Here is a 25,665-nt window from a genome sequence, read left to right on the forward strand (position 1 = left end):
CAACGGCTGAAATCATTCGGCTGCGAATCGTCTGACTTTAATAGGCGTGCCTCATACCCGATACAGTTATGAAGATGTTGCGGGCTGACAAGTTTGTTTCAAATGACTATCTCGTGACTTTATTTCGTTAAGAGCAAACCGGGACGGAACAATGGCAGCCGAGGAAATGAGGCAAATGGCGGATGCAGCGGGGCTTGCCGCGCTTATTTCGCGCGCCTCCGAGGCGAAATCCGGCAAAAAGCGTGGATTGCCGCCTGTCGAGAAATGGAATCCGCCCTTTTGCGGCGATATCGACATGGAAATTCGGGCGGATGGCACATGGTTCTACATGGGCACACCGATCGGCCGGCAGCCGCTGGTCCAGCTCTTTTCCACCGTTTTGAGGAAGGACGATGACGGGAAAACCTATCTCGTAACTCCTGTGGAAAAGGTCGGCATCAGGGTTATCGACGCCCCCTTCGTCGCCGTCGAGATGAATGCGAGCGAGCAGGATGGACTGCAGATTCTGACGTTTCGCACGAATGTCGGTGATGTCATAGAAGCCGGGAAGGATCACCCTTTGCGTTTTCCGGGGCACGGGCCAGGGCATGGGAAAGATAGCGAATTGAAGCCCTATCTGCATGTGCGGGGGCGGCTCGAAGCATTGGTGTCACGCGCCGTGATGTATGAACTGGTCGAGCTCGGCGAGGTGGCCGAGGTCGCGGGCCGGGACATGTTCGTCGTCCGCTCGGGCGGTGAGACCTTTCCGATCATGCCGGCCGATGAACTGGAAGCAGCCTCCCGATGAGTGAAGCGATCAGCAGGACCTATCCCCCGTTTTCGGCTGCCGAGTTCCGCCGCCGCGCGCTCAACCAGGTTGGTGCGCCCATCGATCATGCCTGGCGCGATCATGGCGATCACGTCCTCAATCCCGATATCGTTGCGCTGGTCGAAACCTTCAAGCTGCGAGATGCGGCGGTGCTGGTGCCCGTCGTCGATGATGGCGAAGAGGCGAAGGTGATCTTCACCAAGCGGACGTCGACACTTCGCAAGCATTCCGGCCAGATCGCCTTTCCCGGTGGTTCGATCGATCCCGAGGATGTCTCGCCCGAGATGGCGGCGATCCGCGAAACCGAGGAAGAGATCGGCCTTGGCGGCGGCTTCGTCGAGACGGTCGGACGGCTGCCGAATTATCTGTCATCCACCGGATTCCGCATCACGCCCGTGCTCGGCGTGGTGCAACGCGGTTTTTCGCTGCAGCTCAATCCGATCGAAGTGGACGATGTTTTCGAGGTGCCGCTTTCCTTCCTGATGAACCCGGCCAATCACACGCGGGACAAGCGCGTGGTCGACGGCATCGACCGGCATTTCTACCGTATGCCCTATGAAACGCGCATGATCTGGGGCATCACCGCCGGTATCGTCCGCACACTCTACGAAAGGCTTTATGCATGACGTCTGTTGCCGACCAGGCATGGTTTCAGGATCCGGCGCTCGGCCGGGTCTTTGCGCTCCTGAACGCCGATGGCGGGGAGGGTCGCGTGGTCGGGGGGGCCGTACGCAACAGCCTGATGGGGCTGGCCGTCGCCGACATCGATATCGCCAGCACGCTGCTTCCGGAAGCCGTCATGGAACGGGCCGCTTCTGCCGGTATCAAGGCCGTACCGACAGGCATTGCCCATGGAACGGTGACGCTCGTCATCGACGCCAGGCCCTTCGAAGTGACGACGCTGCGCACCGACATGGAGACGGACGGGCGTCGCGCCAAGGTGGCCTTCAGCGCGGACTGGCAATCGGATGCGGAACGGCGCGACCTCACCATCAATGCGCTTTATGCGAATTCCGCAGGCGAGGTGATCGATCTCGTAGGCGGGCTCGAGGATATCGAGAAGCGCAATATCCGCTTCATCGGCGATGCAGCAACGCGGATAGCCGAGGATTATCTGCGTATTCTGCGGTTTTTCCGTTTCTTCGCCTGGTACGGTTCCGGACGACCAGATGCAGAGGGGCTAAGAGCGTCATCGGCCGCACGTTCGAAGCTGAAGACGCTATCTTCAGAGCGGGTCTGGTCCGAGCTCAGGAAGCTCCTGTCGGCGGAAGATCCCGGCCGGGCGCTGCTCTGGATGCGGCAGGTTGCAGTTCTCACGGAAATCCTGCCGGAAACGGAAAAATGGGGCATCGATGCCATTCCGGCACTCGTTGCGACCGAGAAGGCGCTCGGTTGGGAGCCTGATCCACTGCTGCGGCTTGCCTCGATCGTTCCGCCGGATCCGGCCCGGCTGGATGCGCTGGCTGCACGCCTGAAATTCTCGAATGCGGAGGCGGCCTATTTCAAAGCCTGGGCAAAAGCAGCACCCGTCAACGATGAAATCTCCGCTGCCGCTTTCGAAAAGCTGCTCTACAGAAATGGTACAGACGGGATCGTAGTGCGGCTGAAACTGGCGCTTGGCGTTGCACGGGGTAAGGCAGAGGGCGGCAGCTTCGACGAGATGAGCCGTTCGGCACGGCTTTCGAAGCTTCTCGATCGCGCAAATATTTGGAAGAAGCCGCAATTTCCGCTGAGTGGCGCGGATGTGATGGCCGCAGGCATACAGGCAGGGCCAAAGGTCGGCGAAATTCTCTCGACGCTGGAAAACCAATGGGTGGAGGAGAATTTCGTCTCCGACCGGGCGGCATTGCTCGCCCGGCTTGCAGAGATTGTCGATTGAAATCAGGCCGCGTTCGCTTCGTCGCGGATGCGGGCCTTGATATTGTCCACCATGTTTTCGCGGATCGTCGTTTCGCCGTGGGCGGTCTTCATGTGTTCGACGGCGCGGCGAACGACTTCGGCGTCGTTGTCGGCTCTGGTGTGCCAGTCGCATCCGGGAACGAGCGTTCCGCATTCGAAAAGTCGCATGGTCTTCTCCTGTTTCTTAACTGCAAAACCAGCACGCTTTCGCGCGATTGAGGAATGTGCGGCAATTGAGAAGGTTCCGGGGAGAAGGTTCCGGCCGACGTGAACGCCGGCCGAAGCTCTGTTATTGGTGGGGCATTGCCCAAGCCATGTAGGTGTCCGAAAGATGGGCGGGCTTGTTGCTATTGGCAGCGCCCGTTGCCTGCTCTTGAAGCTCTTCCGGAGTTTTGCCGCCTGCGAGCTGCAGTTTCACCTGCTCGACGAAGCAGGAGAGCGGCAGGTCGGAGCCGCTCCTGGCCCTGAGGTCTTCGGCGATGCGCGTCAGAAATTCGGGCGCGTCGATTGCACGGGACGCTTCCGGGATATCTGCAGAAGCAGGCAAGCCGCTTTGTATCGTCATGACAATCCTCCTCCGATTGTAACGCACAGAGACTAATTTAGGACGCACTCGGTTCTGATGAAGGCCTTTCAACGCGATTTTACCGGAATAGTATTTCAATTTTATCAGCGCGCTTCTCGCGGCTTGAATCAGGGCCAGCGGACCACGGGCGGCAGGGATGAGAGAATGGATTCGACATTGCCGCCGGTTTTCAGGCCGAAGATCGTTCCCCGGTCGTAGAGCAGATTAAACTCGACATAGCGGCCGCGGCGAATCAATTGTTCGTCACGATCGGCCTCTGTCCACGTTTCATTGAAGTTTGAGCGGACGATCTTCGGGTAGACCATGGAAAAGGCCCGGCCGACATCCCGTGTGAAGGCGAAATCGGCATTCCAGCCGCCGGCTTCCTCGCTGGAGTGCAGCCAATCATAAAAGATGCCGCCGACGCCGCGCGCCTCGTTGCGATGCTTAAGGAAAAAATAGTCGTCGCACCATTTTTTATAGGCATCGTAGTCGGCAACCGCATGGTTGCGGCAGGTAATTTCCATGGCCTTGTGGAAGAGCTGCGTGTCCTCGTCTTCTTGCGTGCGGCGGCGGCCAAGCACCGGCGTCAGGTCGGCGCCACCGCCGAACCAGCGGCTGGTGGTGACGACCATGCGGGTGTTCATGTGAACGGCCGGCACGTTGGGATTGACGGGATGGGCGATCAGCGAAATCCCTGATGCCCAGAAGCGCGGATCCTCGCTGGCGCCGGGTATCTGTGACCGGAAATCAGGCGCGAATTCGCCGTAGACGGTGGAAGTGTGGACGCCGACCTTCTCGAAGACGCGGCCTTCCATCATCGACATGCGGCCACCGCCGCCCGCGCCATTTTCACGCGACCAGTCCTTGGCGACGAAGCGGCCGGGCTCCTGGTCGGAGAGGGGGCCTTCGAGTTCATCCTCCAGTGCTTCGAAGGATGCGCAGATAGTGTCCCGCAGTCCCTCAAACCATGTTCGGGCAGCGGTCTTCTTGTCCTCGATGTCTTCGGGCAGGCCGATCGGCAGTTCCGGTCTTTCCATGCGATTCGCTCTTTGTTGATTATGCTCATGGTTTAGCAGGTGCGGCAGGCGCCCGCCAGCGGATGGAGGCCGACAGGGTTCGCAAGATTCGACTCGCAACGGACGGATTTCGATACTATTTTTCATTCAGAGGTAGGTTTCATGGTGAAAATTCCGGGGCCTCCGCCCTTCGAAGGCTTGAAGCGCAGAATCGCAAAGCATCGGGCAGAAGCGTCCGCCCGTGAGCGAGATCATTTCGTCCGCGAGACATACCGAATGGGGCTTATGGAAGCCCGTGCCAAGGCGCGCGAATGGTTCGACGAATATCCAAAGGCGGCCTACTGGACCGAAGTGGAAAGCTGGCGTCAGCTCGAGGGCGATCAGATCGAATTCACCATGCGGCGTCTGCCGTCCGCCGACTAAACCTATTCTGCCGCGTCGCGCAGGCGGCTTTCGATCAGAAGGCCGCTCTCGTCTAGGATCGGATGGGCCACCGAGACGATGTGGGCGTTGATGCGTTTCAGATCGCGCAGCATGTCGAGATGAAGGGAACTCGTTTGCAGGCTGTCGGCGCGTCCGTCACGCAGGCGCTCCAGATGACGCTCGGCAGATTGTTTCTCCATGTGGCGAACCTCGACCTTCACTTCCATCATTTGCCGCGCGAGATTGAAATCGCGAGTGACGAAGATCGTTTGTGCGACACGCAGGTTGTCGATCGTCAGCTCGAACAGCTTGCGCAATTCCCTGTAGCCGTCTTCGGAGAATTTCAGGCCGAGCGAGGCTTTTTTGCCGACTTGCTCCAGCAAGCCTTTCTCGATGATGTCGCCCATGTGCTCGAGATTGATCGCGTAGTCGATGATGACGATCGAGCGGCGGGCGTTCTCGTCGCTGAGACCGGCGCGGCCGAGCTTGGAAAGATAGACCTTCACCTCCTGCTGCAGCAGATCGACACGCTTTTCGAGCGCAGGGATCTCGGCGAGCTTGGACATGTCATTGTGCTGGAAGGCATCCGAAGCCCGCAGCAGCATGCGTTCGATGAGATCGCCGACGCCGAGCACTTCGCGTGTCGCGCTGGCAAGAGCCACGACGGGCGTCGAAAGCTCCTGCATATCGAGAAACTTGGGACCCTGATCCGGCTGCTCATCATCGGGCACGAGGCGGGCAGTGAAGGCAGCCAGCATTCGGGAGAAAGGCCAGGCAAGAGTGGCGAGCAGGATGTTGAAGATCAGATGCGTATCGACCGGCAGCTTGGCCGGGCCGAAAGGCAACAAATGCAGGAGCGGGGCGGCGTAGCCGGCAAGCGGCAGGGCGATCAAGCAGCCGACCGTGCGGACGATGAGATTGCCGAGCGTGACGCGTCTTGCCGAGGCAGGGCCGGAGAGGGTGGCGACGACAGGCGGGATCGCACCGCCGAGATTGGCGCCAAGGACGAGAACGATGATGAGTTCAGGCGATACGATTCCCGTCGACGCCAGCGACAGGATCAGCACGACGACCGCAAGGCTGGATGAGGAGATGAAGGCAAGCGCTGCCGACAGGGCAAGGGCAACGGGCCAGGCATCGCCGAGCAGGCCGATGAAAGCTGCCAGTGCTGGCGATGTGCGCATGGGCTCTGTCGCATTGCCGAGCAGATGCAGGGAGAGCAGCATCAGGCCGATGCCGATCATGGCCGCGCCGCCGCCGTGGCGAGCGCTGGACTTTCCGCGATAGAGCACGATGCCGCCAAGAATGAGCAGCGGCGAAAGCCACTCGATGCCGGTGGCGACTATCCAGGCGGTTACGGCAGTCCCGACATTGGCACCGAGCAGCACGATCTGGGCCATGCGTGGCTTGATGAGATCGCGCTCCACGAAAGAGGCCGTCATCAGGGCAGTCGCGGTCGAACTCTGGAGGGCGATGGTCGCCAGGAACCCCGACAGGATCGAGCGCGGCCCGTTCGCCGTGCCTGTCGCAAGCCCGGTCCTCAGCCGTGCGCCGAAGGCACGCGTGACGCCGTCCTTGACCTGTGCGAGGCCGAAAAGCAGCAGCGCAATCGCGCCGAACAGATTGATCATGACGATCGTGGATTCCATGGGCTCGGTCTTTTTCTTCTTCTTGAAAAGAGTTCGCTCGATTCTACGAGTCTGTAGTCAAGCAAATCATTGGAATCGCAGTGCTCGCGCAGATTTATTGATTGCTCGGCTAATAAATATAGGCGCTTTTGCGCCGATTCAAAGCGTTGTTTACGACAGAATGGCCGGCAAGGACCGGCATTTTGCCCGTTATGCCCAGACGGTCTGGCGCATGGCTTCGCCTGCTATCATAGCGGCGGAGAGGGCGAGGTTGATCGAGCGTTGGCCCTCCACCATCGGGATCAGGATGCGTCCGTCGGCGCGTTCATGCACATGATCAGGCACCCCAGCACTTTCCCGGCCGAACAGCAGGATATCGTCCGGGCGGAAGGCGAAATCCGCATAGCGCTGCGATGCCTTGGTGGTGGCGAGGATCAGGCGTCGGCGGGTTCCAACACGCCATTTCTCGAAATGTTCCCAGTTGACGTGTCGCGTAAGCGCTGCCGCAGCCAGATAGTCCATGCCTGCGCGTTTCAGGTTTCGGTCGGAAATGTCGAAGCCCGCAGGTTCGATGATGTCGACAGCAAAACCCAGGCACGCGGCAAGGCGCAGAATCGTGCCGGTATTGCCGGGAATATCCGGTTGGTAGAGCGCCAGTCTGATATCCGCCATAAGGGAAGCCATCCGTTGCCATGATGCGCAAATGGCCTATCCGAACTGTGATTTTGAAGCAACAAGACGCTTTTTGACCATGGGACAGTCACTTTCCAAGAGTTCAGGGCTGGAAATTTAGGCATTTTCGCGTTATCGGTGCATATCTTCAATCGCCAACAGGGAGCGCCGACATGAATACATTTGTGCTGATGCGTCTCCTGCCCGTGATGCCACGCTTGGCGATCTGGCGCGTATAGGCGCTTTCTCTTCCCAATTGCCCATTTTTGAATAATTGCGCGGCCATTACGGCCTCGCCCCTTGAGCCTCCGGTTCCCATATGTGCTTTCGTGCGACACAAGAGCGCAAAGCAGGGACCGGAACGCGGAAGTTCTGGAGCGATTTCATGTTTGGCTGGTTCGAACAGCGACTTAATCCCTATCCGAGCGAGGAGCCGGTTGCTCCGCCGAAGGGTCTTTTTGCCTTCTGCTGGCACTACAGCAAGCCGGCGGCGGGATGGCTTGCGCTCATGGCCTTTCTGACGGCGCTGATCGCGGTCGGCGAAGTGGCGCTCTTCCAGTTCCTTGGCGATATCGTCGACTGGCTGACGAATGCCGATAAGGCGACCTTCCTGCAGAATGAGGGTCACAAGCTGATCTGGATGGGTGCGCTGGTGCTGATCGGACTGCCGCTCATCGCCGGTCTCGATTCGCTGATCATGCATCAGATGATGCTCGGCAATTATCCGATGATTGCGCGCTGGCAGATGCACCGCTTCCTGCTGCGTCATAGCATGACCTTCTTTGCCAACGAGTTCGCCGGACGCGTTGCCACAAAGGTCATGCAGACGTCGCTTGCCGTGCGCGAGACGGTCATGAAGATCCTCGACGTCTTCGTCTATGTCGTCACCTACTTCCTGTCGATGATCGTCATCATCGCGGCGGCTGACTGGCGGCTGATGCTGCCGATCCTTGCCTGGCTCGGCGTCTATATCGGCATCGTCGCCTATTTCGTGCCGCGGCTTCGCAAGATCGCCGCTCAGCAGGCGGATGCGCGCTCGCTGATGACCGGCCGTGTGGTGGATAGCTACACGAACATTGCCACCGTGAAGTTGTTCTCACATGCAGGTCGTGAAGAGGTCTATGCAAAGGAGAGCATGGACGGGTTCCTGGATACGGTGCACAGGCAGATGCGCAAGGTGACGCTCTTCCATATAAGTGTCTACATGAACAACTGCATCTCGCTGTTCGTCATTTCCAGCCTGTCCATCTGGCTGTGGCTGAACGGAACGATCTCGGTCGGCGCGATTTCCATCGCCATCGGCCTTGCGATGCGCGTCAACGGCATGTCGCAGTGGATCATGTGGGAAGTCTCGGCACTCTTCGAAAACATCGGCACCGTCTATGACGGCATGGAGATGATGTCGAAGCAGCACGATATCGTCGACAAGCCTGATGCGCCCACACTGACTGCGAAGAAAGGTGCGATCCACTATGATCGCATCGGCTTCCACTACGGCAAGGGCAAGGGCATCATCGACAACCTGTCGCTCGATATCAAGGCTGGCGAGAAGGTCGGTCTCGTCGGACGTTCCGGCGCCGGCAAGACGACATTGATGAACCTGCTCCTTCGTTTCTACGATCTGGAGGCCGGGCGCATCACCATCGACGGCCAGGATATCTCCGAGGTGTCGCAGGACAGCCTTCGTGCGCTGATCGGCGTGGTGACGCAAGATACGTCGCTCTTGCATCGTTCGATCCGCGACAACATCGCCTATGGCCGTCCAGACGCGACGGACGAGGAAGTGATCGAGGCTGCAAAACGGGCAAATGCCTGGGAGTTCGTCGAAGGGCTTGTCGATCTGCAGGGCCGCAAGGCGCTCGACGCGCAGGTTGGCGAGCGCGGTGTAAAACTGTCGGGCGGCCAGCGCCAGCGCATAGCGATCGCCCGCGTCTTCCTGAAGGACGCGCCGATCCTGGTGCTCGACGAGGCGACCTCGGCGCTCGATTCCGAAGTGGAAGCGGCGATCCAGGAAAACCTCTTCGCGCTGATGGAGGGCAAGACTGTCATCGCGATTGCCCACCGCCTGTCGACGCTGACTGAGATGGACCGGTTGATCGTGCTGGACAAAGGCCGCATGACCGAAAGCGGCACACATGGCGAACTGGTCAGCCACGGCGGCGTCTATGCCGATCTCTGGAACCGCCAGTCCGGCGGCTTCCTCGCCGATCACGAGGAAGAGGCCGAAGTCGCCGCCCAATAAAACAAGCCCTTCCCGTTTCTGCGGGGAGGGCTATTTTTTTGTCCTGCTGAAGAAAATCAATTTTCCGCTTAGAGCGTGCGGATCCGGTCAGCGCAGAGGCTGTCGGCCCAGTCGATGACGCGATGATGCTCCACGACAATGATCGAGTTCGAAGCGAGCGAACGAAGCGTGAAAATCCGCTGTCGCTCCTCTCGTTCGATCCAGCTTGCGATGGCGTCCGTCACGATGCTGTCGCGCGGCACGTCCATCGCGTCTGCCAGAGCGTCAAGCTTTTCCGCAAGGGGGAGCGGAAGATGCGCATTAAGCGTTTTCGTTTCCATTACTGCGGTCTCCGGTAAGGCGCGATCATGGCATGAGATCGTGGCTGCTTCCACCCGTATCAATAGAGATGACGCCGATATTACCGATCATTACGAAAATATAAGGTTGCGTCGGGCTTGTATTCTCTTTGCCGCAATTCTGAACGGGCCTATATCGCGATGATGCTGCTCACTCCGATCCTCCGCCTGTTCGAAACCTGGATAGATCCGTTCCGCGCCCGCGGTAATGTCCAACCGCCGGGCAATACGCTGGGATTCATATGGTTCTATATCGGCCAAGCCAGATGGCCGTTCATCGCCATGCTGGTGCTTGGCGGCATTTCGGCGGCGATCGAGGCAGCGCTCTTCTGGTTCGTCGGGCGGCTCATCGATATTCTCGGAGCGATAAAGCCCGGGGCCGGCTGGAGCACGCTTCTTGACGCCCATGGCGGCGAGCTTTTCGGCATGCTGGCGCTGATCGGCATCGTCCGCTTCGTCGTTGCCTTCCTGATCGCGCTGATCGACCAGCAGGTCATCACGCCGGGTTTCTACAACATGGCGCGCTGGCAGTCCTATCTGCATGTGTCGCGCCAGTCGCTTGCCTTCTTCCAGAGTGATTTTTCCGGCCGCATCGTCACCAAGGTCTGGTCGGCGGGGCAGGCGACAGGCGATCTCGTGACGTCGCTGATGGAAAGCGTCTGGTTCGTTGGCATCTATGCCGTCACTACCCTCGTTCTGGTGGGGCAGCTCGATTTATCGCTCGCGGCGGTGGTTCTCTTCTGGCTGGTGGCCTTCGGCGTGCTTGCGCGCTATTTCGTGCCGCGCATCCGCTATCACTCGCGCGAGACTGCGGAAGCGGCCTCCCTGCTCAATGGCCGCATCGTCGATGCCTACAGCAATATCCAGACGTTGAAGCTCTTCGCCCGCGACGAAGAGAGCGACCGGTACATGCTCGACGGCTTCAATGCCTACCAGGAAACGGTGCTGAAGTTCACGCGCTTCATCACTGGCGTTCGCGCGTCAATGGCGCTGCTGTCGGGCCTGATGATCGTCACAATGGCAGGCATCAGCGTCGATCTGTGGCTGCGCGGACTGATCAGCTCGGGCGGGGTCGCCTTTTCGCTGACTCTGGTGCTCAGGCTGAACTTCCTGCTCGGGCGATTGATGACGCAATTCAACGGCATCATGCGCAACCTCGGAACCATCCAGAATGCGGCCGAACTGATTTCGCAGCCGCTGCATCTCGTCAACCGTCCCCATGCGAAGGAACTCGTCATCAAGCAGCCGGGCATCCGCTTCGAGAATGTTTCCTTCCATTACGGCAAGGAAAACGCAGTCATTGGGAATTTCTCGCTGACGATCCGGCCGGGCGAGAAGGTTGGTATCATCGGCCGCTCCGGCGCAGGCAAATCGACGCTCGTGAACCTTCTCCTGCGCCTTTACGATATTCAGGGTGGACGCATCCTTATCGACGGGCAGGATATCGCCGCCGTCACGCAGGAATCACTGCGCATGCAGATCGGCATGGTCAGCCAGGATACGTCGCTGCTGCATCGATCCGTGCGCGACAATATCCTGTTCGGCCGGCCAGATGCCGGCGAGGAGCGCCTCGTCGAGGCAGCCAGACGCGCCGAGGCGCTCGACTTCATCGAGTTGCTGCGGGACCAGCAGGGCCGCAAGAGTTTCGATGCGCATGTCGGCGAGCGCGGGGTCAAGCTCTCGGGCGGCCAGCGTCAGCGCATCGCCATTGCGCGTGTGATGCTCAAGAATGCGCCGATACTCGTTCTCGACGAGGCGACGTCGGCGCTCGATTCGGAAGTGGAGGAGGCGATCCAGTCGAACCTCAACCGCGTGATGGAAGGCAAGACGGTGCTGGCGATCGCCCACCGGCTTTCGACGATCGCGGCACTCGACAGGCTTGTCGTGGTCGACCGCGGCAAGATCATCGAAGAAGGCACGCATGATGCGCTTCTGAAACAGGGCGGGCTTTATGCAGAGCTCTGGGCGCGCCAGTCCGGCGGTTTCCTCGCCTCCGACGATGACGATACGCGCTCAGTATTCGCGAACGAAATCGCTGACTAGGCCATAATGGTTCGAGCCGAAGCTGTCTTCCAGCCGGCTCGTCGAGCGGATGAGCAGCGGTGGTCTTGCGAAGATATGGTCGATGCTGATGCCGAACGGCCCGGCGGAGACCGGCCAGGTCGTGGGTTCGGGAAATGCGGTGGTGAGGCCCGAACCGCGCAGTAGTTCCTGAATGGTTGGTGCGAGGATTGCGGAATTGAAATCCCCGGCAACCACCAGCGCACCGGTGCGGGACTGCATGATAGCCTTCAGCTCCACCAGTTCATCGGCCTGAAAATCGTCGAAATAAGGCTTGGTGAGGTGCGGAAACAGAAAATCTACCCAGGTTCCGTCAAAATCGATCTTGATCGAAACCAGCCTCTGCTTCCAGAGAGCGCCGAGATCGTAGACCTTGTGCGCGGCAAATGGACGTTTCGACAGCACGAGCGTATCGCAGGCGTCGCTCGTGTCGCAGCCGATGCGATATGGATAGATCTGTGCCAGCCGCGGCAATTGCGAGAAGACCGGTTGTGCTTCCATGATGTCGACCACATCGGCGCCGGATGCCAGCACGGCGTCGGCGATCTTCTCGCCGTTCCCGAAATTGTCGAACTCGATATTGAAGGACATCAGCCGGAAAAGGCGGGGGGCATCTTCCGCAGGCATTTTGCCGGCGAATTCGCGCAGCATTATGACGCCGTGGATATTCAGGAAGGTCGCCACTGCCAGCATCACGAAGCCGTACCAGTGCCGCTTGAAAAAGAGGGCAACGACCGCGCCAATGGCGCAGATGATGCTGAGATGAATCTGGAAGCTATAAACGAGCGAAAGCAGCCAGAAATCGGTGAAGTAGCGAAGCGAAACGAGAGCCAGAACGATGGTGATGAGGACGCTCAATACGCAGAAAACAGTATGCCTCATCGGCGCAAATCCAAATTCGTATGGCAAACTCACCAGCGCCTAACACGCCCCCTGCTTTGTTGCAATGCAGCAAAGTTGCAAGCCAGTGATTGCCTTAAAAAATTCACTGAAATTTCCCGCGACATTGTGCCCTCATCCCCTTGCCAAGGCTGGACATAATTTGCGATCAAGCATAGAACGCGCCGGATTGGTGGGGAATCTATGGCCGAAATATGTTGTGATAGATTCGCCGCCTCTGGAGGGGCAGGGCGGAATTCCGCGACAATTGCGCAGAGGATGGTTAAGCCGTGAGCGAACACTTAACGACAAGCGAGGCCGCAGAGCCCACTCGCCGTGATTTCCTTTATCTCACCACTGGCATGGCTGGTGCGGTCGGCGCCGTTGCGGTTGCGTGGCCGTTCATCGACCAGATGCGTCCGGACGCGTCGACGCTGGCGCTTGCTTCCATCGAAGTCGATGTTGCAAGCCTTACGCCCGGCATGTCGCTGACGGTAAAGTGGCGCGGCAAGCCAATCTTCATCCGCAACCGCACGCCGGAAGAAGTCAAGGCCGCAGCCGATGTGCAGTTGTCGGACCTCAAGGATCCGATCGCCCGCAACGCAAACCTTCCTGCCGATGCTCCTGCAACGGGCGCTGACCGCTCGGGCGGCAAAGATAAGGAAAACTGGATCGTCATGGTCGGCACCTGCACCCATCTCGGTTGCGTTCCGCTCGGTCAGGCCGGTGAATACAATGGTTGGTTCTGTCCCTGCCATGGCTCGGTCTACGACACGGCCGGCCGCATCCGCAAAGGTCCGGCGCCGCAGAACCTGGCGATTCCGACCTTTTCGTTTTTGTCCGACACGAAGATCAAGATCGGTTGAGGGGAGACTGATTAATGAGTGGCCATTCCAGCTACGAACCATCAACCGGCCTGGAAAAGTGGGTCGATGCGCGCCTTCCACTGCCGCGCATGGTCTATGACAGCTTCATTGCCTATCCGGTTCCGCGGAACCTGAACTACGCTTACACTTTCGGCGCCATGCTCGCCGTCATGTTGATCGTGCAGATCCTGACGGGTGTCACGCTCGCCATGCACTACGCCGCCGACACGACGATCGCCTTCAACTCCGTTGAAAAGATCATGCGCGACGTCAACCACGGCTGGCTGCTGCGCTATATGCATGCCAACGGCGCATCCTTCTTCTTCGTCGCCGTCTACCTGCACATCGCCCGCGGTCTCTACTACGGTTCCTACAAGGCGCCGCGCGAAATCCTCTGGATCCTCGGCGTCGTCATCTACCTCTTGATGATGGCGACCGGCTTTATGGGCTACGTTCTGCCTTGGGGGCAGATGTCCTTCTGGGGCGCGACCGTCATCACCGGCTTCTTCTCGGCCTTCCCGCTGGTCGGCGAATGGGTGCAGCAGTTCCTGCTTGGCGGCTTCGCCGTCGATCAGCCGACGCTGAACCGCTTCTTCTCGCTGCACTACCTGCTGCCCTTCATGATCGCCGGCGTCGTCGTCCTGCACATCTGGGCTCTGCATGTGGTCGGCCAGACAAATCCGACGGGGGTCGAGGTCAAGACCAAGACAGATACGGTTCGTTTCACGCCTTACGCAACGCTCAAGGATGCGCTCGGCGTCTCGATCTTCCTGCTCGTCTATGCCTACTTCGTCTTCTACCTGCCGAACTATCTCGGCCATGCCGACAACTACATTCCGGCCGACCCGCTGAAGACCCCGGCCCACATCGTTCCGGAATGGTACTTCCTGCCCTTCTACGCCATGCTGCGTTCGATCACCTTCAACGTCGGTCCGATCGACTCCAAGCTCGGCGGTGTTCTGGTGATGTTCGGCGCCATCCTCGTGCTGTTCTTCCTGCCCTGGCTCGACACTTCGAAGGTGCGTTCGGCGGTCTATCGTCCGTGGTTCAAGCTGTTCTACTGGCTGTTCGCGATCAACGCGATCATCCTGGGCTGGCTGGGTTCGCAGCCTGCGGAAGGCCTGTACACGACGATCTCGCAGGTCTGCACACTCCTCTACTTCGCCTTCTTCCTGGTCGCGATGCCGGTTCTCGGTCTGGTGGAAACACCGCGCCGCATTCCGAACTCGATCACTGAAGCGGTGCTCGAAAAGCGCAACAAGACTGCTGCGGCCAAGGCCTGAGCGAGCGACGGGAAGGACCAGAAATATGAATAAGCTTGTTGCAAGCATTCTCTCGCTTGCTGTCGTGGCCGGTCTCGGTGGCGTGGCTTTCGCCCAAGAGGCGGCTCCGGCCGCTCACCATGAGGAAAGTGCCACCCCGCACTATCCGCTGAAGGAGCCGAAGGAGATCGACTGGACCTTCGCCGGTCCGTTCGGCAATTACGACAAGGGCCAGCTGCAGCGTGGCCTGAAGGTCTACACTGAAGTCTGTTCCGCCTGCCACTCGATGAACCTCGTGCCCTTCCGCATGTTGAGCGAACTCGGCTATTCGGATGCGCAGGTGAAGACCTTCGCAGCCAATTACGAAGTCCAGGACGGCCCTGATGCCAACGGTGAGATGTTCACCCGCAAGGCGGTTCCGTCAGACCACTTCCCGTCGCCCTATCCGAACGCGGAAGCTGCCGCTGCCGCGAACAATGGTGCGGCTCCGCCGGATATGTCGCTGCTTGCCAAGGCACGCGAAGTCGAACGTGGCTTCCCACAGTTCGTTTTCGACATCTTCACCCAGTATCAGGAAAGCGGTCCGGACTATATCCACTCGCTGCTGACCGGCTACGAAGAGCCGCCGGCGGGCTTCCAGGTTCCGGCAGGCGCGCATTACAACCCGTATTTCCATGCCGCTGCCGTCCTCGCCATGCCGAAGCCGCTCTCCGACGACCAGGTCACCTATGACGACGGTTCGCCGCAGACGGTCGATCAGTATTCCAAGGATGTCTCGTCGTTCCTGATGTGGGCGTCCGAGCCGCATCTCGAAGAGCGTAAGCGCACCGGCTTCATGGTCATGATCTTCCTGCTGATCTTCACGGTACTGATCTACCTGACCAAGCGTTCGATTTACTCCCGGACTGATCACTAAGCGATCTTCATTCCCAAGGAAAAGGCGGCTTTACGGCCGCCTTTTTTATTTGGTTTGGTCCGGCGCAATTGATAGTGTGCGGCGCTTCATGCCCCTCGCAGATACGGATTTTCGATGAACAATACGCTTTCGGAGCTTGCGGCCAGCATCCGCTCCATTCCGGATTACCCCAAGCCCGGCATCATCTTTCGCGACATCACCACGTTGCTCGGCAATCCACGTGCCTTCCGCCGCGCTGTCGACGAGCTCGTGCAGCCCTATGCGGGCTTGAAGGTCGACAAGATCGCCGGCATGGAAGCGCGGGGCTTCATCCTCGGAGGTGCCGTCGCGCATCAGCTTTCCTCTGGTTTCGTTCCGATCCGCAAGAAGGGCAAGCTGCCGCATGAGACGGTGCGCATCGCCTACAGCCTGGAATATGGCGTGGACGAGATGGAGATGCACCGCGATGCCGTTCAGCCCGGCGAGAAGGTGATCCTTGTCGACGATCTGATCGCTACAGGCGGCACGGCTGTCGGTGCAACCCAGCTGCTTCGTCAGATCGGCGCTGAAGTGGTCGGCGCCTGCTTCGTCATCGACCTGCCGGATCTCGGCGGCCGCAAGAAGCTCGAAGATCTCGGTGTCGAAGTGCACACGCTGGTGGAATTCGCCGGCCACTGAGTGGGCCAGGTTAGTCGAATTCCAGCACGCTACTCTCGAAGCGGATGACTGCAATACCATTCTGGTTGACGCCTTCGCAGAGGATGGCGTTGAGATGCCAACCCGGCCGCGACGTGAGCGGCCGGCTGGAGAGAAAGGTCACCGAATAGGTGATCGTCTCGTCGACAAAGACCGGTTTTAGCCATTGCAGCTTCTGGAAGCCGGGCGAGGGACCAAGCTTTGGCGGCTCCATGCCCTGTTCCGACAGCCGGCGCATTTCTGCCATCCAGTGATCCAGAAAGCAGCGCATCCAGGCGGCCACCGTATGCCAGCCGGAGGCGCAGAGGGCGCCGAACATAGTGTCCTCCGCCGCCTGCCTGTCGATATGGAAGCGTTGCGGATCGTATTTCCTGGCAAAGCGGAGGATTTTTTCCTCGGTGAAGACGTAAGCGCCGATCTCGACCTTTTCGCCGGCGGCATAGAGTTCCGACATTCTCATGCGCCTGCCTCCGAAGTGTTGCGCATGCCGAAGATGACAGAATTTTCCGACAGGCAGACCAGTTCGCCGCGCTGGTTTTCCACCTCGTGGCGGAATTTGACGATACCGAGGCCCGGACGCGAGCGCATCGGACGTGCCTCCAGCACCGTCGAATGGCCGGAGAGCATGTCGCCCGCAAGCACCGGTTTGCGCCACTCCATGAAATCGACGCCTGGGGCGCCTTCGCAAAGTGAGTTCAACACGAAGCTGTCGGCCATCATGCGCATGAACATCGCCGAAGTGTGCCAGCCGGATGCCGCGAGGCCGCCGAGGATGCTGGCGCGGCCGGCGGCCTCGTCCAGATGCATGGGCTGTGGGTCGAACTCCGCGGCGAATTCGATGATTTCGGGTGCCGTTACCGCTTTCGGGCCGAGCGGAAATCGACGGCCGGGCTGGAAATCCTCATAGGCGAGCTTTTCTGCAGGCATCAGGGTCCCTCATCATAGGCAGGCCTCATTGCTTACAATAGCATCCGCGCGGGCTCAATGATTCCGTAGGGACGAACCAGGATGGCTGAACTAAGGTCGATACTCGATGAGGCGGCGCGCGAGGGGCTGATTACCACTGAGGCGAGCTCGCGGCTGGCGCCGTTTCTTGAGGCGCGCGGCGTGATCGTCGAGGCGCGTACGGCCGGGCCTTCGGAGCCGGCCTGGTCGGATACCGAGACGCCGCGTTTCGTGCGCGGCTTCCACGATGTGCTGATCACCATCGGCAATCTCATCGCACTTGCAGGACTCTGGGGGATTGCGTCACTCTATGCGGTGCTGCCGGCGATCCTGGTGCTAGCGGAAATCCTCATCAAGCGCCAGCGTCTCGCTCTGCCGGCCGTCGTGCTGACGCTGGCGGTCTTTGCCTGGACCTTCCGGATGATGCTGTCGCTCTATCCGTCCAATGCTGATCTGTGGCTCACCGGTGACGGTATCGACCGATTTATCGTCGCATTCCCCGTCATCATGGGGCTTTTCTATCTGCGCTATCGTGTGCCGCTTGCACTCGCGCTCTCCATCTTCTCCAGTCTTGCCCTCGTGCTGGCTCTTGTCTTCCGGATTCTCCAGTGGGCGAGCGGTGACGATGCCTTCATCCTCAATCATCCCACGCTCGTCTCGATCATCCTGTTTGCCTGCGCCGTCGGCCTGTTCGTCGCCGCACTCGGCTTCGACCTCAGCGACAGGTTCCGCCGGACGACGCGATCGGATGTCGCCTTCTGGCTTCATCTCGTCGCCGCACCCGCCCTGCTTTACAGCATACGGATATTGCTCTCGCTCGACGGCGGCTGGCTGGATATCATGGACGCCAATTCCTTCAAGACGCCTGTCGTCGTCGTAATCGTCGCGCTGCTGATGCTGGTCGGTCTCATCATCGACCGGCGCGCTTTCGTGACGTCCGGCCTGCTGACGCTGGGACTGGCGATCTATGGGATATTCCGGCAGGGGAGTGCGACCGTCGATACCTACATCTTCGGAACGCTTGTTATCGTCGGCGTGATCGTGCTCGTCATCGGTACGGGCTGGATGCCGCTTCGGCGCATCGTGCTGCGCGCCTTGCCCTCAGGCGTCGTGGAAAGGCTGCCGCCCGGCTGAGCGGCAGCTAAAAGCGTGTCGCGATCTTTCAGATCCGTTTCCCACGCTTCAGGCCTTGGTTTTCCGCATGTCGTTATCGCAAAACCGCTCCACAGTTTTGCGCGACATGTTTTGGTCAATCACGTGTTGAAGCGGAAGTGGATGACGTCGCCGTCCTGGACGACATATTCCTTGCCTTCGTCGCGTGCCTTGCCAGCTTCCTTGGCGCCGACTTCGCCGCCGAACTGGATATAGTCGTCGTAGGCGATGGTATTGGCGCGGATGAAGCCGCGTTCGAAATCCGAGTGGATCACGCCGGCGGCCTGCGGCGCCTTGGTGCCGCGCTCGATCGTCCAGGCGCGCGTTTCCTTCGGTCCGACCGTGAAATAGGTGATCAGGTGTAGCAGCTTGTAGCCGGCACGGATCAGGCGATCGAGGCCTGCTTCGTCGAGACCGAGTGCCGAGAGGAATTCCTTGGCCTCTTCATCCGGAAGCTGGGCGACCTCGGATTCTATCGCAGCCGAAATGGTGACGGTTTCGGCACCCTGAGCCTTCGCCATCGCAGCGACGGCCTCGGTATATTTGTTTCCGGTCGCGGCATCGCCTTCGGCGACGTTGCAGACATAGAGAACCGGGTGCGATGTCAGAAGGTTGAGGCCCTTCAGGATGTTGATCTCTTCGGCATCGAGCTTCGAAAGTAGCGTACGGACCGGCTTGCCGTCCTGCAGCAGCGCCAGCGAGGCCTCCATGATCGGCAGCATTGCCATGGAATCCTTGTCTTTGCTGGTGGCGCGCTTTCGCGTCTGCTCGGTGCGGCGCTCGAGGCTGTCGAGGTCGGCGAGCATCAGTTCGGTCTCGATCGTATCAGCATCGGCAACCGGGTCGATGCGGCCTTCCACGTGTGTGATGTCGCCGTCTTCGAAGCATCGCAACACATGCACGATGGCATCGACTTCGCGAATATTGGCGAGGAACTGGTTGCCGAGACCTTCACCTTTCGAGGCACCGCGCACGAGGCCGGCAATATCGACGAAGTTGATGCGGGTCGGGATGATTTCCTTGGACTTCGCGATGTTGGCAAGCTTCTGCATGCGTTCATCGGGAACAGCCACTTCGCCGGTATTCGGTTCGATCGTGCAGAAGGGATAGTTCGCCGCCTGCGCGGCCGCCGTCTTGGTGAGTGCATTGAAGAGGGTCGATTTGCCGACATTCGGCAGGCCGACGATACCGCATTTGAAGCCCATGGCTGAAACCTGCTGTTCTCTGGAAGTCCTTGGTCGTGGCTATGGGATAAAGGAGGGGAGCGGTCAAGTCTTAGAGAGCTTTTCTCGCTGCTCCCTTGCCGACAGGGCGTAGCAGCCTTATTCTTATGATAGTGGGATCCCCCCGGCACCAAGTGTCGAAATTCTGCAATCTAAAAGGTTTAGTTAGATCGAAACCCCTTCCCATGTCATCAACGGGCGGATTTCCGATGGTTGACAACGACATTGCCTTAAAACCCAAGACCAGAACGAAGCTCAAGCTGGACAAGCCGAAGCTTTACAAGGTCATCCTCGTCAATGACGATTACACGCCGCGCGAATTCGTCATCATGGTGCTGAAGGCCGTCTTCCGCATGAGCGAGGACACCGGCTACCGCGTGATGATGACGGCGCACAAGCTCGGCTCGTGCGTGGTCGTGGTCTGCACCAAGGACATAGCGGAGACCAAGGCCAAGGAGGCCATCGACCTTGCCAAGGAGATGGACTTTCCGCTGATGTTCACCACGGAACCTGAGGAATAGGGCCCGAGGAACAGGACGTGCGCGTCTCAAGACGCCCGGCGGATCTGATAGCCGGTCTTGTCCTGCACGAAGCCGCAATTTTCATAGAAACGCAGTGTTGCCGGATTTCTCGATCCGGTCAGCAGCATGATCTTGTAACAGCCGGCTTTCCAAGCTTCCGCAATCGCATGCTGGATGACTTTGCCGGCATAACCTTGCCTGCGGTGGTCGGCGTGGGTGACGACGTTTTCGATCAGCGCGTAAGAGGCGCCATTGCGCGTCAGGTTGGGCACGATGATCAGCGTTACGGTCGCAGCAGCAATCTCGCCGGCAACGCCGATGAAGATCGTCATGCCGGGCTGCGCCAGAATGGCGGAGAAACGTTCGATTGCCACATCAGGCGCGAGGACCGGATCGGTCGGGCTGAGGTGTTGGTAAAGGGTGATCAGGTTCTGCAGATCGCGGACAACCGCAGGTCGGATGCTTAAATCCCCGTCCGCCATGGCGTTCAGTCGCCCTTATTGCCGAACATCTTCTTCAGCATTTCGGCCATGGGGCCGGTTGTCGGAAGCTTCTGCTGGCTCTGATTGCGGGCCTGATGGATATGAGATTTCCCCGCCGGCTTCTTCTCCGGTTTCGGTTTTTCTTCTTCCTCCTTGCCACCGAGCGCCAGCGCGATCTTGTTCATCAGCTGGGAATCCTCTTTGCGGACCAGCATTTCGGCATTGTCGGCGAGCGTGTCGAGAAGCAGCTCCAGCCAGTCACTGTCGACCTTGGCGAAATCGCCGAGCACATGGTTATGCACCAGTTCCTTGACGCCGGGATGGCCGATTCCGAGGCGCAGGCGGCGGTATTCCTTACCGCAATGGGCGTCGAGCGATTTGATGCCATTGTGGCCGCCATGGCCGCCGCCGGTCTTCAGCCGCGCCTTGCCGGCCGGGAGATCGAGCTCGTCATAGATCGCCACGAGATCGGACGGCTGCAGCTTGTAGAAGCGCATGGCTTCGCCGACCGCTTCGCCCGACAGGTTCATGAAGGTCTGTGGCTTGATCAGCAGCACCTTCTCGCCGCCAAGCTCGCCTTCTGATATCTCGGCCTTGAACTTCTTCGACCAAGGCGAAAAGTCGTGGCGGCGGTAGATGGCATCCACTGCCATGAAGCCGATATTGTGCCGGTTGCCGGCATATTTCGCGCCGGGATTGCCGAGACCCGCGATGATCAGCATGGCCGTTTTCCTTGCAAGAGCTGTTGCCGTTCACCACCGCGAAACGGCGTTAAAGTCAAGTGGCAAAGGCGGGCGTGAACGACGGTGCGCCCATCAGTTCAGCAGATGCAGGCCATATTTGAGGAAAATCTGCTTCTGTTCGCCGCTGGCAATCAGCTTGTCCAGCGCGGCCTGCATGTGGCCCAGAAGATCGTCCGGGAAGTTCTTCTCGCAGGCGATACCCATCGGCTGGGAGGAGAGCACCGTTACCATTTCCAACGGCTGGTCGGCCTTCAGCTTGTCGAAATAGAGTTCGGAGATCGGCATCATGTCGATGCGGCCGCCGAGCAGCTTGCGCAGCGTCGCGTTGAAATCGCTGGCGACATCGAGCTTGGTGAAGCCCTTCTCCTTCAGCGTCACTTCCGTGTAATCGTCGCGCTGCGTGCCGATCACGTATTTCTTGGCGTCTTCAAGATTGGCTGCCGAAACGCCCGATCCCTGGCGGGTGATCAGGATGTTACGGTCGATGAGAAGTGGCTCGACCCATTTGAACAGACCGTTACGCGCGGCGTTATGGGCGGTCGCGAATACGCAGGTCATCGGCGTTGCGCGGGCGAGGCTGAAAGCACGAGCCCAGGGCATTACCTCGATCGTATAATCGATGCCAATATCGGCCATGACTTTCTCGACCTGGTCGACGGTCGCACCCTTGATGACCTTTCCGTCGCGGTAGTTGAAGGGGGCGTATTCCTCGGTCACGAAGGCTACCGCCTGGGCTGAAGCAGACGTGGCAAAGCAGGGTAGGGTAAGAAGTGCAAGAAGCAGCAGCTTTTTCATCGTATACCTCCCATATCTCGTCAGTTCATGAAGCACGCGCCACGTTCGGCAGCGAGATGCTCAATTCCTCGATCAGCTTTGCAGCGTTTTGCGGACGGTGGAACAGATAGCCCTGACCATAGTCGAGGCCCATTTGATGCAGTGTGCCGCATTCCTCCTCCGTCTCGATGCCTTCGGCGATGACGGTACAATTCATCTTGTGAGACAGCGTGGTGATGCCTTCGATCAGCATGCGGCTCTTCTGGCGCACGTCGTCGTCTGCATCATTGATGGCGCGGGTGAAGGACTGGTCGATCTTGATAATGTCGACCGGGAAGCGGTTGAGATAGCTCAGCGACGAGTAGCCGGTACCGAAATCGTCAAGAGCAATGCGGCAGCCGAAACGGCGAAGTTCCGTCACGATCATGCGGATCTGCGGGTTGTCGTGCATCAGTACGGCTTCAGTGATTTCGACGACGATACGATCCGGCAGGATGCCATGGCGGCCGAGGATAGCGGCAAGGCGGGCAGCGAGCGCCGGCTCGAACTGCAGCGGTGAGAAATTGATCGCGAGATAGGTGTCCTGCATGCCGGGCAGGCGGGAGATCTTCGCCAGATTGGCGATCGCCTTTTCCATGATGACATTGCCGACGCGGACGATCTTGGCGGTTTCTTCGGCCACGCTGATGATCTCGGCCGGCGGCATGAGACCCTTCTGGGGGTGGTTGAGGCGCATCAGCGCTTCGAAGCCGGCGATGCCGCGGCCGTTCAGGTTGACGATCGGCTGGAGATAGGCCTCGAACCAGTCGTCGGCGAGGCCGGCTTCGATATGGGCTTCGATCTCGGCGCGGCGGCGGGCGTGATCGAGCATGCCGCTATCGAAGATCTGCGCGCCATTCTTGCCGTCACGCTTCTTGGCGTACATGGCCATGTCGGACTTCTGCAGCAGTTCGGCAGCGGTCGCGGCGTGGTGAGGATAGATAGCGATGCCGACAGAGGCGCTCAGATGCATATCCGGGCCGAACGGCGTCTCGAAGATCGAAGCGATCTGGTCGCACATGGCGCGGGCGCGCTTTTCGGCATTCTTGGCCGGCAGCAGGATCGCGAATTCATCGCCGCCGAGACGGGCCGCTTCATCGGAGGGGGCAAGCAGGGTCTTCAGCCGCTCCACGAGCTCGATCAGGGCAGCATCACCGGCAGCATGGCCCATATTGTCGTTGATCCACTTGAAACGGTCGAGGTCGACGAAGAGGCAGGCGAGTTCCTGATCGGCGGCATCGGCGGCAGCAATCTTGCTGTCGAGCACGGCTTCGAAGCCCTGGCGGTTCAAGAGACCGGTCAGATGGTCTGATATCGCCTGGCGATGGTTGCGGTCTTCGGAGGCCTTGAGTTCCGTCACGTCGGTCATGACGGAGAGCGACTGACCTTCCTGTCCCTGGGTCGTGAGCGCCGATTCCATGATGAGGACGTCCATGATGCGGCCGTCCATGCAGACGAACTTGACGGTGACGTCGCCGGTGCCGTTTTCACGCTGGCTCTTGCGCTTGATGAACTTGTCGCGGGTGAAGGGGGTAACGAGATCGCAGAAATTCCGGCCGATGAGCGCGGCGCGATGGTAGCCGGTCGCAAACAGCCAGTAGTCGCTGACGGCGGTGATGCGGTCTTCCTCGTCGAGGGAGAAGAGCATGGCGGGCGTCAGGTTGTAGATGTCGGTGGTGCGGCGATGCGCGAGTTTCAGCTCGGTTTCCTCGTTTTCGAGCTTCGTCTGCATTTCGTTGAAGCTCTGGGCGAGCCGACCCATCTCGTCGTTCGATTGCCAATCGACATGGTGGCGGGAGCCGAGCTGACGTGTCGCCTCGATGGCGGCCGTCAGGCGCATCAGAGGCTGAATGACGAAGATGCGGTTGCCGATGAGAGCGGTCGCGAAAACGGCCAGCACCGCGAAAATGAAGATCGAGATGAAGACGACTTCCTCCTGCTTCAGGCCGGAGAACAGGCCGAGTGCCGGATAGAAGACGGAAATGCTGCCGAGGTTCTTCGGCCCATCGACGGTGTTGTAGATGATGGCTCGGGAAACCTGAACCAGCTTGCCATCGAAGGATCTCGGAATGGTCGACTGGCTCACATCGAGCTCGCCGGACTGGTCGCGGACTTCCACCTTGACGATGGCGCCCTGCGAAACGACCGTCGCGCTGATCTGGGTCACGCTATCGGCATCGAGATCCCAAAGCGGCTTGGCGAGCGCCTGAGCGTTGGCCACAAGAAGAACGGAGATATGGTCGCGTATTTCCTTGTCGGCGCGCTCAGAGGAAAGGAAAAGAAAAAGAACAAAGAGGGGAGCTACAAAAACAAGCAGCGCGCCGCAAACAATCGTAAAAAATCTGTTCTCAACGGAATTATTCATGGTTCCGTTTGCTCCACGGGGTCAAAATATTCTGCGGTCGCGCAGCAGGGCGGGACTTCGCAACCGGCCGGAGCATGCTTCCATGAATGTGTTAAATGTTGCTGAAATGGGCCTTTTTCGGCAATGAAAAAGCCCGCCTTCCTCACGGAAAACGGGCCTTATGCTTTACAAATTGGTAGAAGCGATCAGGCTTCTGCTTCGCCTTCGCCAGCAGCTTCGTCGATGCCGCCAGCCGGAGCAATGATCGTCGCGATGGTGAAGTCGCGATCGGTGATGACCGGCGTTACACCCTTCGGCAGGGTGACTTCCGAAATATGAATGCTATCGCCGATCTTGTGACCGGAAAGGTCGACCGTGAAGAATTCCGGGATCGCGTCAGCCGGGCAGTGAACTTCGACTTCGTGACGAACGATGTTCAGAACGCCGCCGACCTTGAGGCCCGGGGACTTTTCTTCGTTGACGAAGTGAACCGGGATTTCAACGGTAACCTGGGTGTTGCCAGATACGCGCAGGAAATCGACGTGCATCGTGAAGTCGCGGACCGGATCGAGCTGGTAGTCCTTCGGCAGAACCTTGTACTTCTTGCCGTCGACGTCGATGGTCGCAACGGTGGTCATGAAACCACCGGCATGAATGCGCTTCGTCACCTCATTGGTGTTGATAGCGATAGAAACTGGGGCCTGCTTGTCACCATAGATGACAGCGGGAATAAAGCCGTTGCGGCGGAGTTCACGGGCGGACCCCTTACCAACCCGTTCGCGCGCCTCGGCCTTGAGCTCGTAAGTTTCGTGGCTCATGGCTAGTCCTTTCGAGGTTATTTGGAGAGCCCGCGGCGGGCTTGAAGCCTTGTGCCATCGGACCAGAGGCGGGCAAGCCCAACCTCATCCGCGTTGCCTCCAAGGGTGTCTACGCGGACGCGTGGCCTATAATATAAGTGTCATGCAAACGCAAGCGGTGACAGGCCCTGTCGAGAGGACCGATGCCTTTGGCCGTATCCGCTGATCGCGCCTCATTGGTAATACACCCGAAAGATCGCGGAATACAATCCTTGGTATTTTGCAAGTAGTTCCAAAAACCGCTGATAAGCCTTCGTTGTTTGGGCGTTAATCACAAAGTCGAACAGAAGGTTCCACTTTACCTGGAAAGGCGCCGGATTATCCCTTCTTTA

General features: G+C 59.2%; 28 protein-coding genes. 12 read left to right on the forward strand and 16 right to left on the reverse strand.

Annotated elements, in window-relative coordinates:
• Positions 1-151 precede the first annotated feature (151 nt).
• The 3 genes from AC1DNW_RS09505 to AC1DNW_RS09515 are packed head-to-tail and all read left to right on the forward strand — an operon-like array spanning position 152 to position 2,687.
• Entirely contained in the window at positions 152-787 is a 636-nt protein-coding gene (locus AC1DNW_RS09505) for a DUF1285 domain-containing protein (protein WP_113297553.1), read from the forward strand.
• Positions 784-1,434 (forward strand): CoA pyrophosphatase, encoded by a 651-nt coding sequence (locus AC1DNW_RS09510; protein ID WP_113308801.1) that lies wholly within the window; start codon positions 784-786, stop codon positions 1,432-1,434. The genes AC1DNW_RS09505 and AC1DNW_RS09510 overlap by 4 nt, the downstream gene beginning before the upstream one ends.
• Entirely contained in the window at positions 1,431-2,687 is a 1,257-nt protein-coding gene (locus AC1DNW_RS09515) for a CCA tRNA nucleotidyltransferase (protein ID WP_477852511.1), read from the forward strand. Before AC1DNW_RS09510 ends, AC1DNW_RS09515 begins: the two co-directional genes overlap by 4 nt.
• 2 nt (positions 2,688-2,689) lie before the next feature.
• On the opposite strand, the gene AC1DNW_RS09520 is transcribed toward AC1DNW_RS09515, so the two are convergent.
• The 3 genes from AC1DNW_RS09520 to hemF all read right to left on the reverse strand — a co-directional run bounded on the left by AC1DNW_RS09520 (position 2,690) and on the right by hemF (position 4,312).
• On the reverse strand, positions 2,690-2,875 hold the full coding sequence (locus AC1DNW_RS09520; protein ID WP_113297556.1) for a DUF1059 domain-containing protein: 186 nt from the start codon (positions 2,873-2,875) through the stop codon (positions 2,690-2,692).
• Between the two features lie 121 nt (positions 2,876-2,996).
• On the reverse strand, positions 2,997-3,272 hold the full coding sequence (locus tag AC1DNW_RS09525; protein ID WP_113297557.1) for a hypothetical protein: 276 nt from the start codon (positions 3,270-3,272) through the stop codon (positions 2,997-2,999).
• A 128-nt stretch (positions 3,273-3,400) separates the two neighbouring features.
• Positions 3,401-4,312, reverse strand: a complete 912-nt coding sequence (gene hemF, locus AC1DNW_RS09530) for an oxygen-dependent coproporphyrinogen oxidase (RefSeq protein WP_113308803.1) — start codon at positions 4,310-4,312, stop codon at positions 3,401-3,403.
• Between the two features lie 141 nt (positions 4,313-4,453).
• Between hemF and AC1DNW_RS09535 the strand changes: the two genes are divergently transcribed.
• Positions 4,454-4,714 (forward strand): hypothetical protein, encoded by a 261-nt coding sequence (locus tag AC1DNW_RS09535; RefSeq protein ID WP_113308804.1) that lies wholly within the window; start codon positions 4,454-4,456, stop codon positions 4,712-4,714.
• 2 nt (positions 4,715-4,716) lie between these two features.
• On the opposite strand, the gene AC1DNW_RS09540 is transcribed toward AC1DNW_RS09535, so the two are convergent.
• The 3 genes from AC1DNW_RS09540 to AC1DNW_RS09550 all read right to left on the reverse strand — a co-directional run bounded on the left by AC1DNW_RS09540 (position 4,717) and on the right by AC1DNW_RS09550 (position 7,300).
• On the reverse strand, positions 4,717-6,363 hold the full coding sequence (locus AC1DNW_RS09540; protein WP_113308805.1) for a Na/Pi cotransporter family protein: 1,647 nt from the start codon (positions 6,361-6,363) through the stop codon (positions 4,717-4,719).
• Between the two features lie 189 nt (positions 6,364-6,552).
• Positions 6,553-7,014, reverse strand: coding sequence for a tRNA (cytidine(34)-2'-O)-methyltransferase (locus AC1DNW_RS09545; RefSeq protein WP_113308806.1), 462 nt, complete (start codon positions 7,012-7,014; stop codon positions 6,553-6,555).
• Between the two features lie 148 nt (positions 7,015-7,162).
• The gene (locus tag AC1DNW_RS09550; protein WP_162747110.1) at positions 7,163-7,300 is read right to left on the reverse strand and encodes a hypothetical protein; all 138 of its coding nucleotides are present in this window, start codon (positions 7,298-7,300) and stop codon (positions 7,163-7,165) included.
• Between the two features lie 99 nt (positions 7,301-7,399).
• Between AC1DNW_RS09550 and AC1DNW_RS09555 the strand changes: the two genes are divergently transcribed.
• Positions 7,400-9,256, forward strand: a complete 1,857-nt coding sequence (locus tag AC1DNW_RS09555; protein WP_113308807.1) for an ABC transporter ATP-binding protein — start codon at positions 7,400-7,402, stop codon at positions 9,254-9,256.
• Positions 9,257-9,324: 68 nt separating this feature from the next.
• Here AC1DNW_RS09555 and AC1DNW_RS09560 read toward each other — a convergent pair whose 3' ends face one another.
• A complete protein-coding gene (locus tag AC1DNW_RS09560) occupies positions 9,325-9,576 on the reverse strand; it encodes a ribbon-helix-helix domain-containing protein (protein WP_113297563.1) in 252 nt (83 codons plus the stop codon).
• Between the two features lie 162 nt (positions 9,577-9,738).
• Between AC1DNW_RS09560 and AC1DNW_RS09565 the strand changes: the two genes are divergently transcribed.
• Positions 9,739-11,637, forward strand: coding sequence for an ABC transporter ATP-binding protein (locus AC1DNW_RS09565; RefSeq protein ID WP_113308855.1), 1,899 nt, complete (start codon positions 9,739-9,741; stop codon positions 11,635-11,637).
• Here AC1DNW_RS09565 and AC1DNW_RS09570 read toward each other — a convergent pair.
• Positions 11,608-12,537 carry an endonuclease/exonuclease/phosphatase family protein gene (locus AC1DNW_RS09570; protein WP_113297564.1) on the reverse strand — a complete coding sequence of 310 codons (930 nt, stop codon included), beginning with the start codon at positions 12,535-12,537 and terminating at the stop codon, positions 11,608-11,610. The genes AC1DNW_RS09565 and AC1DNW_RS09570 overlap by 30 nt on opposite strands.
• A 287-nt stretch (positions 12,538-12,824) precedes the next feature.
• Here AC1DNW_RS09570 and petA point away from each other — a divergent pair, with 287 nt between their 5' ends.
• The 4 genes from petA to AC1DNW_RS09590 all read left to right on the forward strand — a co-directional run bounded on the left by petA (position 12,825) and on the right by AC1DNW_RS09590 (position 16,235).
• Positions 12,825-13,400 (forward strand): ubiquinol-cytochrome c reductase iron-sulfur subunit, encoded by a 576-nt coding sequence (gene petA / locus AC1DNW_RS09575; RefSeq protein ID WP_113297565.1) that lies wholly within the window; start codon positions 12,825-12,827, stop codon positions 13,398-13,400.
• Positions 13,401-13,414: 14 nt separating this feature from the next.
• Positions 13,415-14,683, forward strand: a complete 1,269-nt coding sequence (locus AC1DNW_RS09580) for a cytochrome b N-terminal domain-containing protein (protein ID WP_113297566.1) — start codon at positions 13,415-13,417, stop codon at positions 14,681-14,683.
• Between the two features lie 25 nt (positions 14,684-14,708).
• The gene (locus AC1DNW_RS09585; protein WP_113297567.1) at positions 14,709-15,578 is read left to right on the forward strand and encodes a cytochrome c1; all 870 of its coding nucleotides are present in this window, start codon (positions 14,709-14,711) and stop codon (positions 15,576-15,578) included.
• Positions 15,579-15,692: 114 nt separating this feature from the next.
• Positions 15,693-16,235: an adenine phosphoribosyltransferase gene (locus AC1DNW_RS09590; protein ID WP_113308808.1), complete on the forward strand. Its 543-nt coding sequence runs from the start codon at positions 15,693-15,695 to the stop codon at positions 16,233-16,235.
• Between the two features lie 10 nt (positions 16,236-16,245).
• Here the strand turns inward: AC1DNW_RS09590 and AC1DNW_RS09595 are convergent, their stop codons facing one another.
• Positions 16,246-16,713 (reverse strand): MaoC family dehydratase, encoded by a 468-nt coding sequence (locus AC1DNW_RS09595; RefSeq protein WP_113308809.1) that lies wholly within the window; start codon positions 16,711-16,713, stop codon positions 16,246-16,248.
• Positions 16,710-17,180: a MaoC family dehydratase gene (locus AC1DNW_RS09600; RefSeq protein WP_113297570.1), complete on the reverse strand. Its 471-nt coding sequence runs from the start codon at positions 17,178-17,180 to the stop codon at positions 16,710-16,712. The genes AC1DNW_RS09595 and AC1DNW_RS09600 overlap by 4 nt, the downstream gene beginning before the upstream one ends.
• A gap of 81 nt (positions 17,181-17,261) precedes the next feature.
• On the opposite strand from AC1DNW_RS09600, the gene AC1DNW_RS09605 reads away from it, so the two are divergent.
• Positions 17,262-18,332, forward strand: a complete 1,071-nt coding sequence (locus AC1DNW_RS09605) for a hypothetical protein (RefSeq protein WP_477852513.1) — start codon at positions 17,262-17,264, stop codon at positions 18,330-18,332.
• 119 nt (positions 18,333-18,451) lie between these two features.
• On the opposite strand, the gene ychF is transcribed toward AC1DNW_RS09605, so the two are convergent.
• Positions 18,452-19,555 carry a redox-regulated ATPase YchF gene (ychF, locus tag AC1DNW_RS09610; protein WP_113297572.1) on the reverse strand — a complete coding sequence of 368 codons (1,104 nt, stop codon included), beginning with the start codon at positions 19,553-19,555 and terminating at the stop codon, positions 18,452-18,454.
• A gap of 227 nt (positions 19,556-19,782) precedes the next feature.
• Between ychF and clpS the strand changes: the two genes are divergently transcribed.
• A complete protein-coding gene (gene clpS, locus AC1DNW_RS09615) occupies positions 19,783-20,094 on the forward strand; it encodes an ATP-dependent Clp protease adapter ClpS (protein WP_113297573.1) in 312 nt (103 codons plus the stop codon).
• A 26-nt stretch (positions 20,095-20,120) separates the two neighbouring features.
• Here the strand turns inward: clpS and AC1DNW_RS09620 are convergent, their stop codons facing one another.
• The 5 genes from AC1DNW_RS09620 to AC1DNW_RS09640 form a co-directional block, all read right to left on the reverse strand.
• Entirely contained in the window at positions 20,121-20,576 is a 456-nt protein-coding gene (locus AC1DNW_RS09620; protein WP_477852514.1) for an N-acetyltransferase family protein, read from the reverse strand.
• Between the two features lie 5 nt (positions 20,577-20,581).
• Positions 20,582-21,298: an aminoacyl-tRNA hydrolase gene (gene pth / locus AC1DNW_RS09625; protein WP_113308812.1), complete on the reverse strand. Its 717-nt coding sequence runs from the start codon at positions 21,296-21,298 to the stop codon at positions 20,582-20,584.
• A gap of 93 nt (positions 21,299-21,391) precedes the next feature.
• A complete protein-coding gene (locus tag AC1DNW_RS09630; RefSeq protein ID WP_113308813.1) occupies positions 21,392-22,114 on the reverse strand; it encodes a transporter substrate-binding domain-containing protein in 723 nt (240 codons plus the stop codon).
• 25 nt (positions 22,115-22,139) lie between these two features.
• A complete protein-coding gene (locus AC1DNW_RS09635) occupies positions 22,140-24,497 on the reverse strand; it encodes an EAL domain-containing protein (protein WP_113297577.1) in 2,358 nt (785 codons plus the stop codon).
• A 185-nt stretch (positions 24,498-24,682) separates the two neighbouring features.
• The gene (locus AC1DNW_RS09640) at positions 24,683-25,294 is read right to left on the reverse strand and encodes a 50S ribosomal protein L25/general stress protein Ctc (RefSeq protein WP_113297578.1); all 612 of its coding nucleotides are present in this window, start codon (positions 25,292-25,294) and stop codon (positions 24,683-24,685) included.
• Between the last annotated feature and the right edge of the window lie 371 nt (positions 25,295-25,665).

Source organism: Rhizobium sp. 05L429 (genome assembly GCF_056397645.1).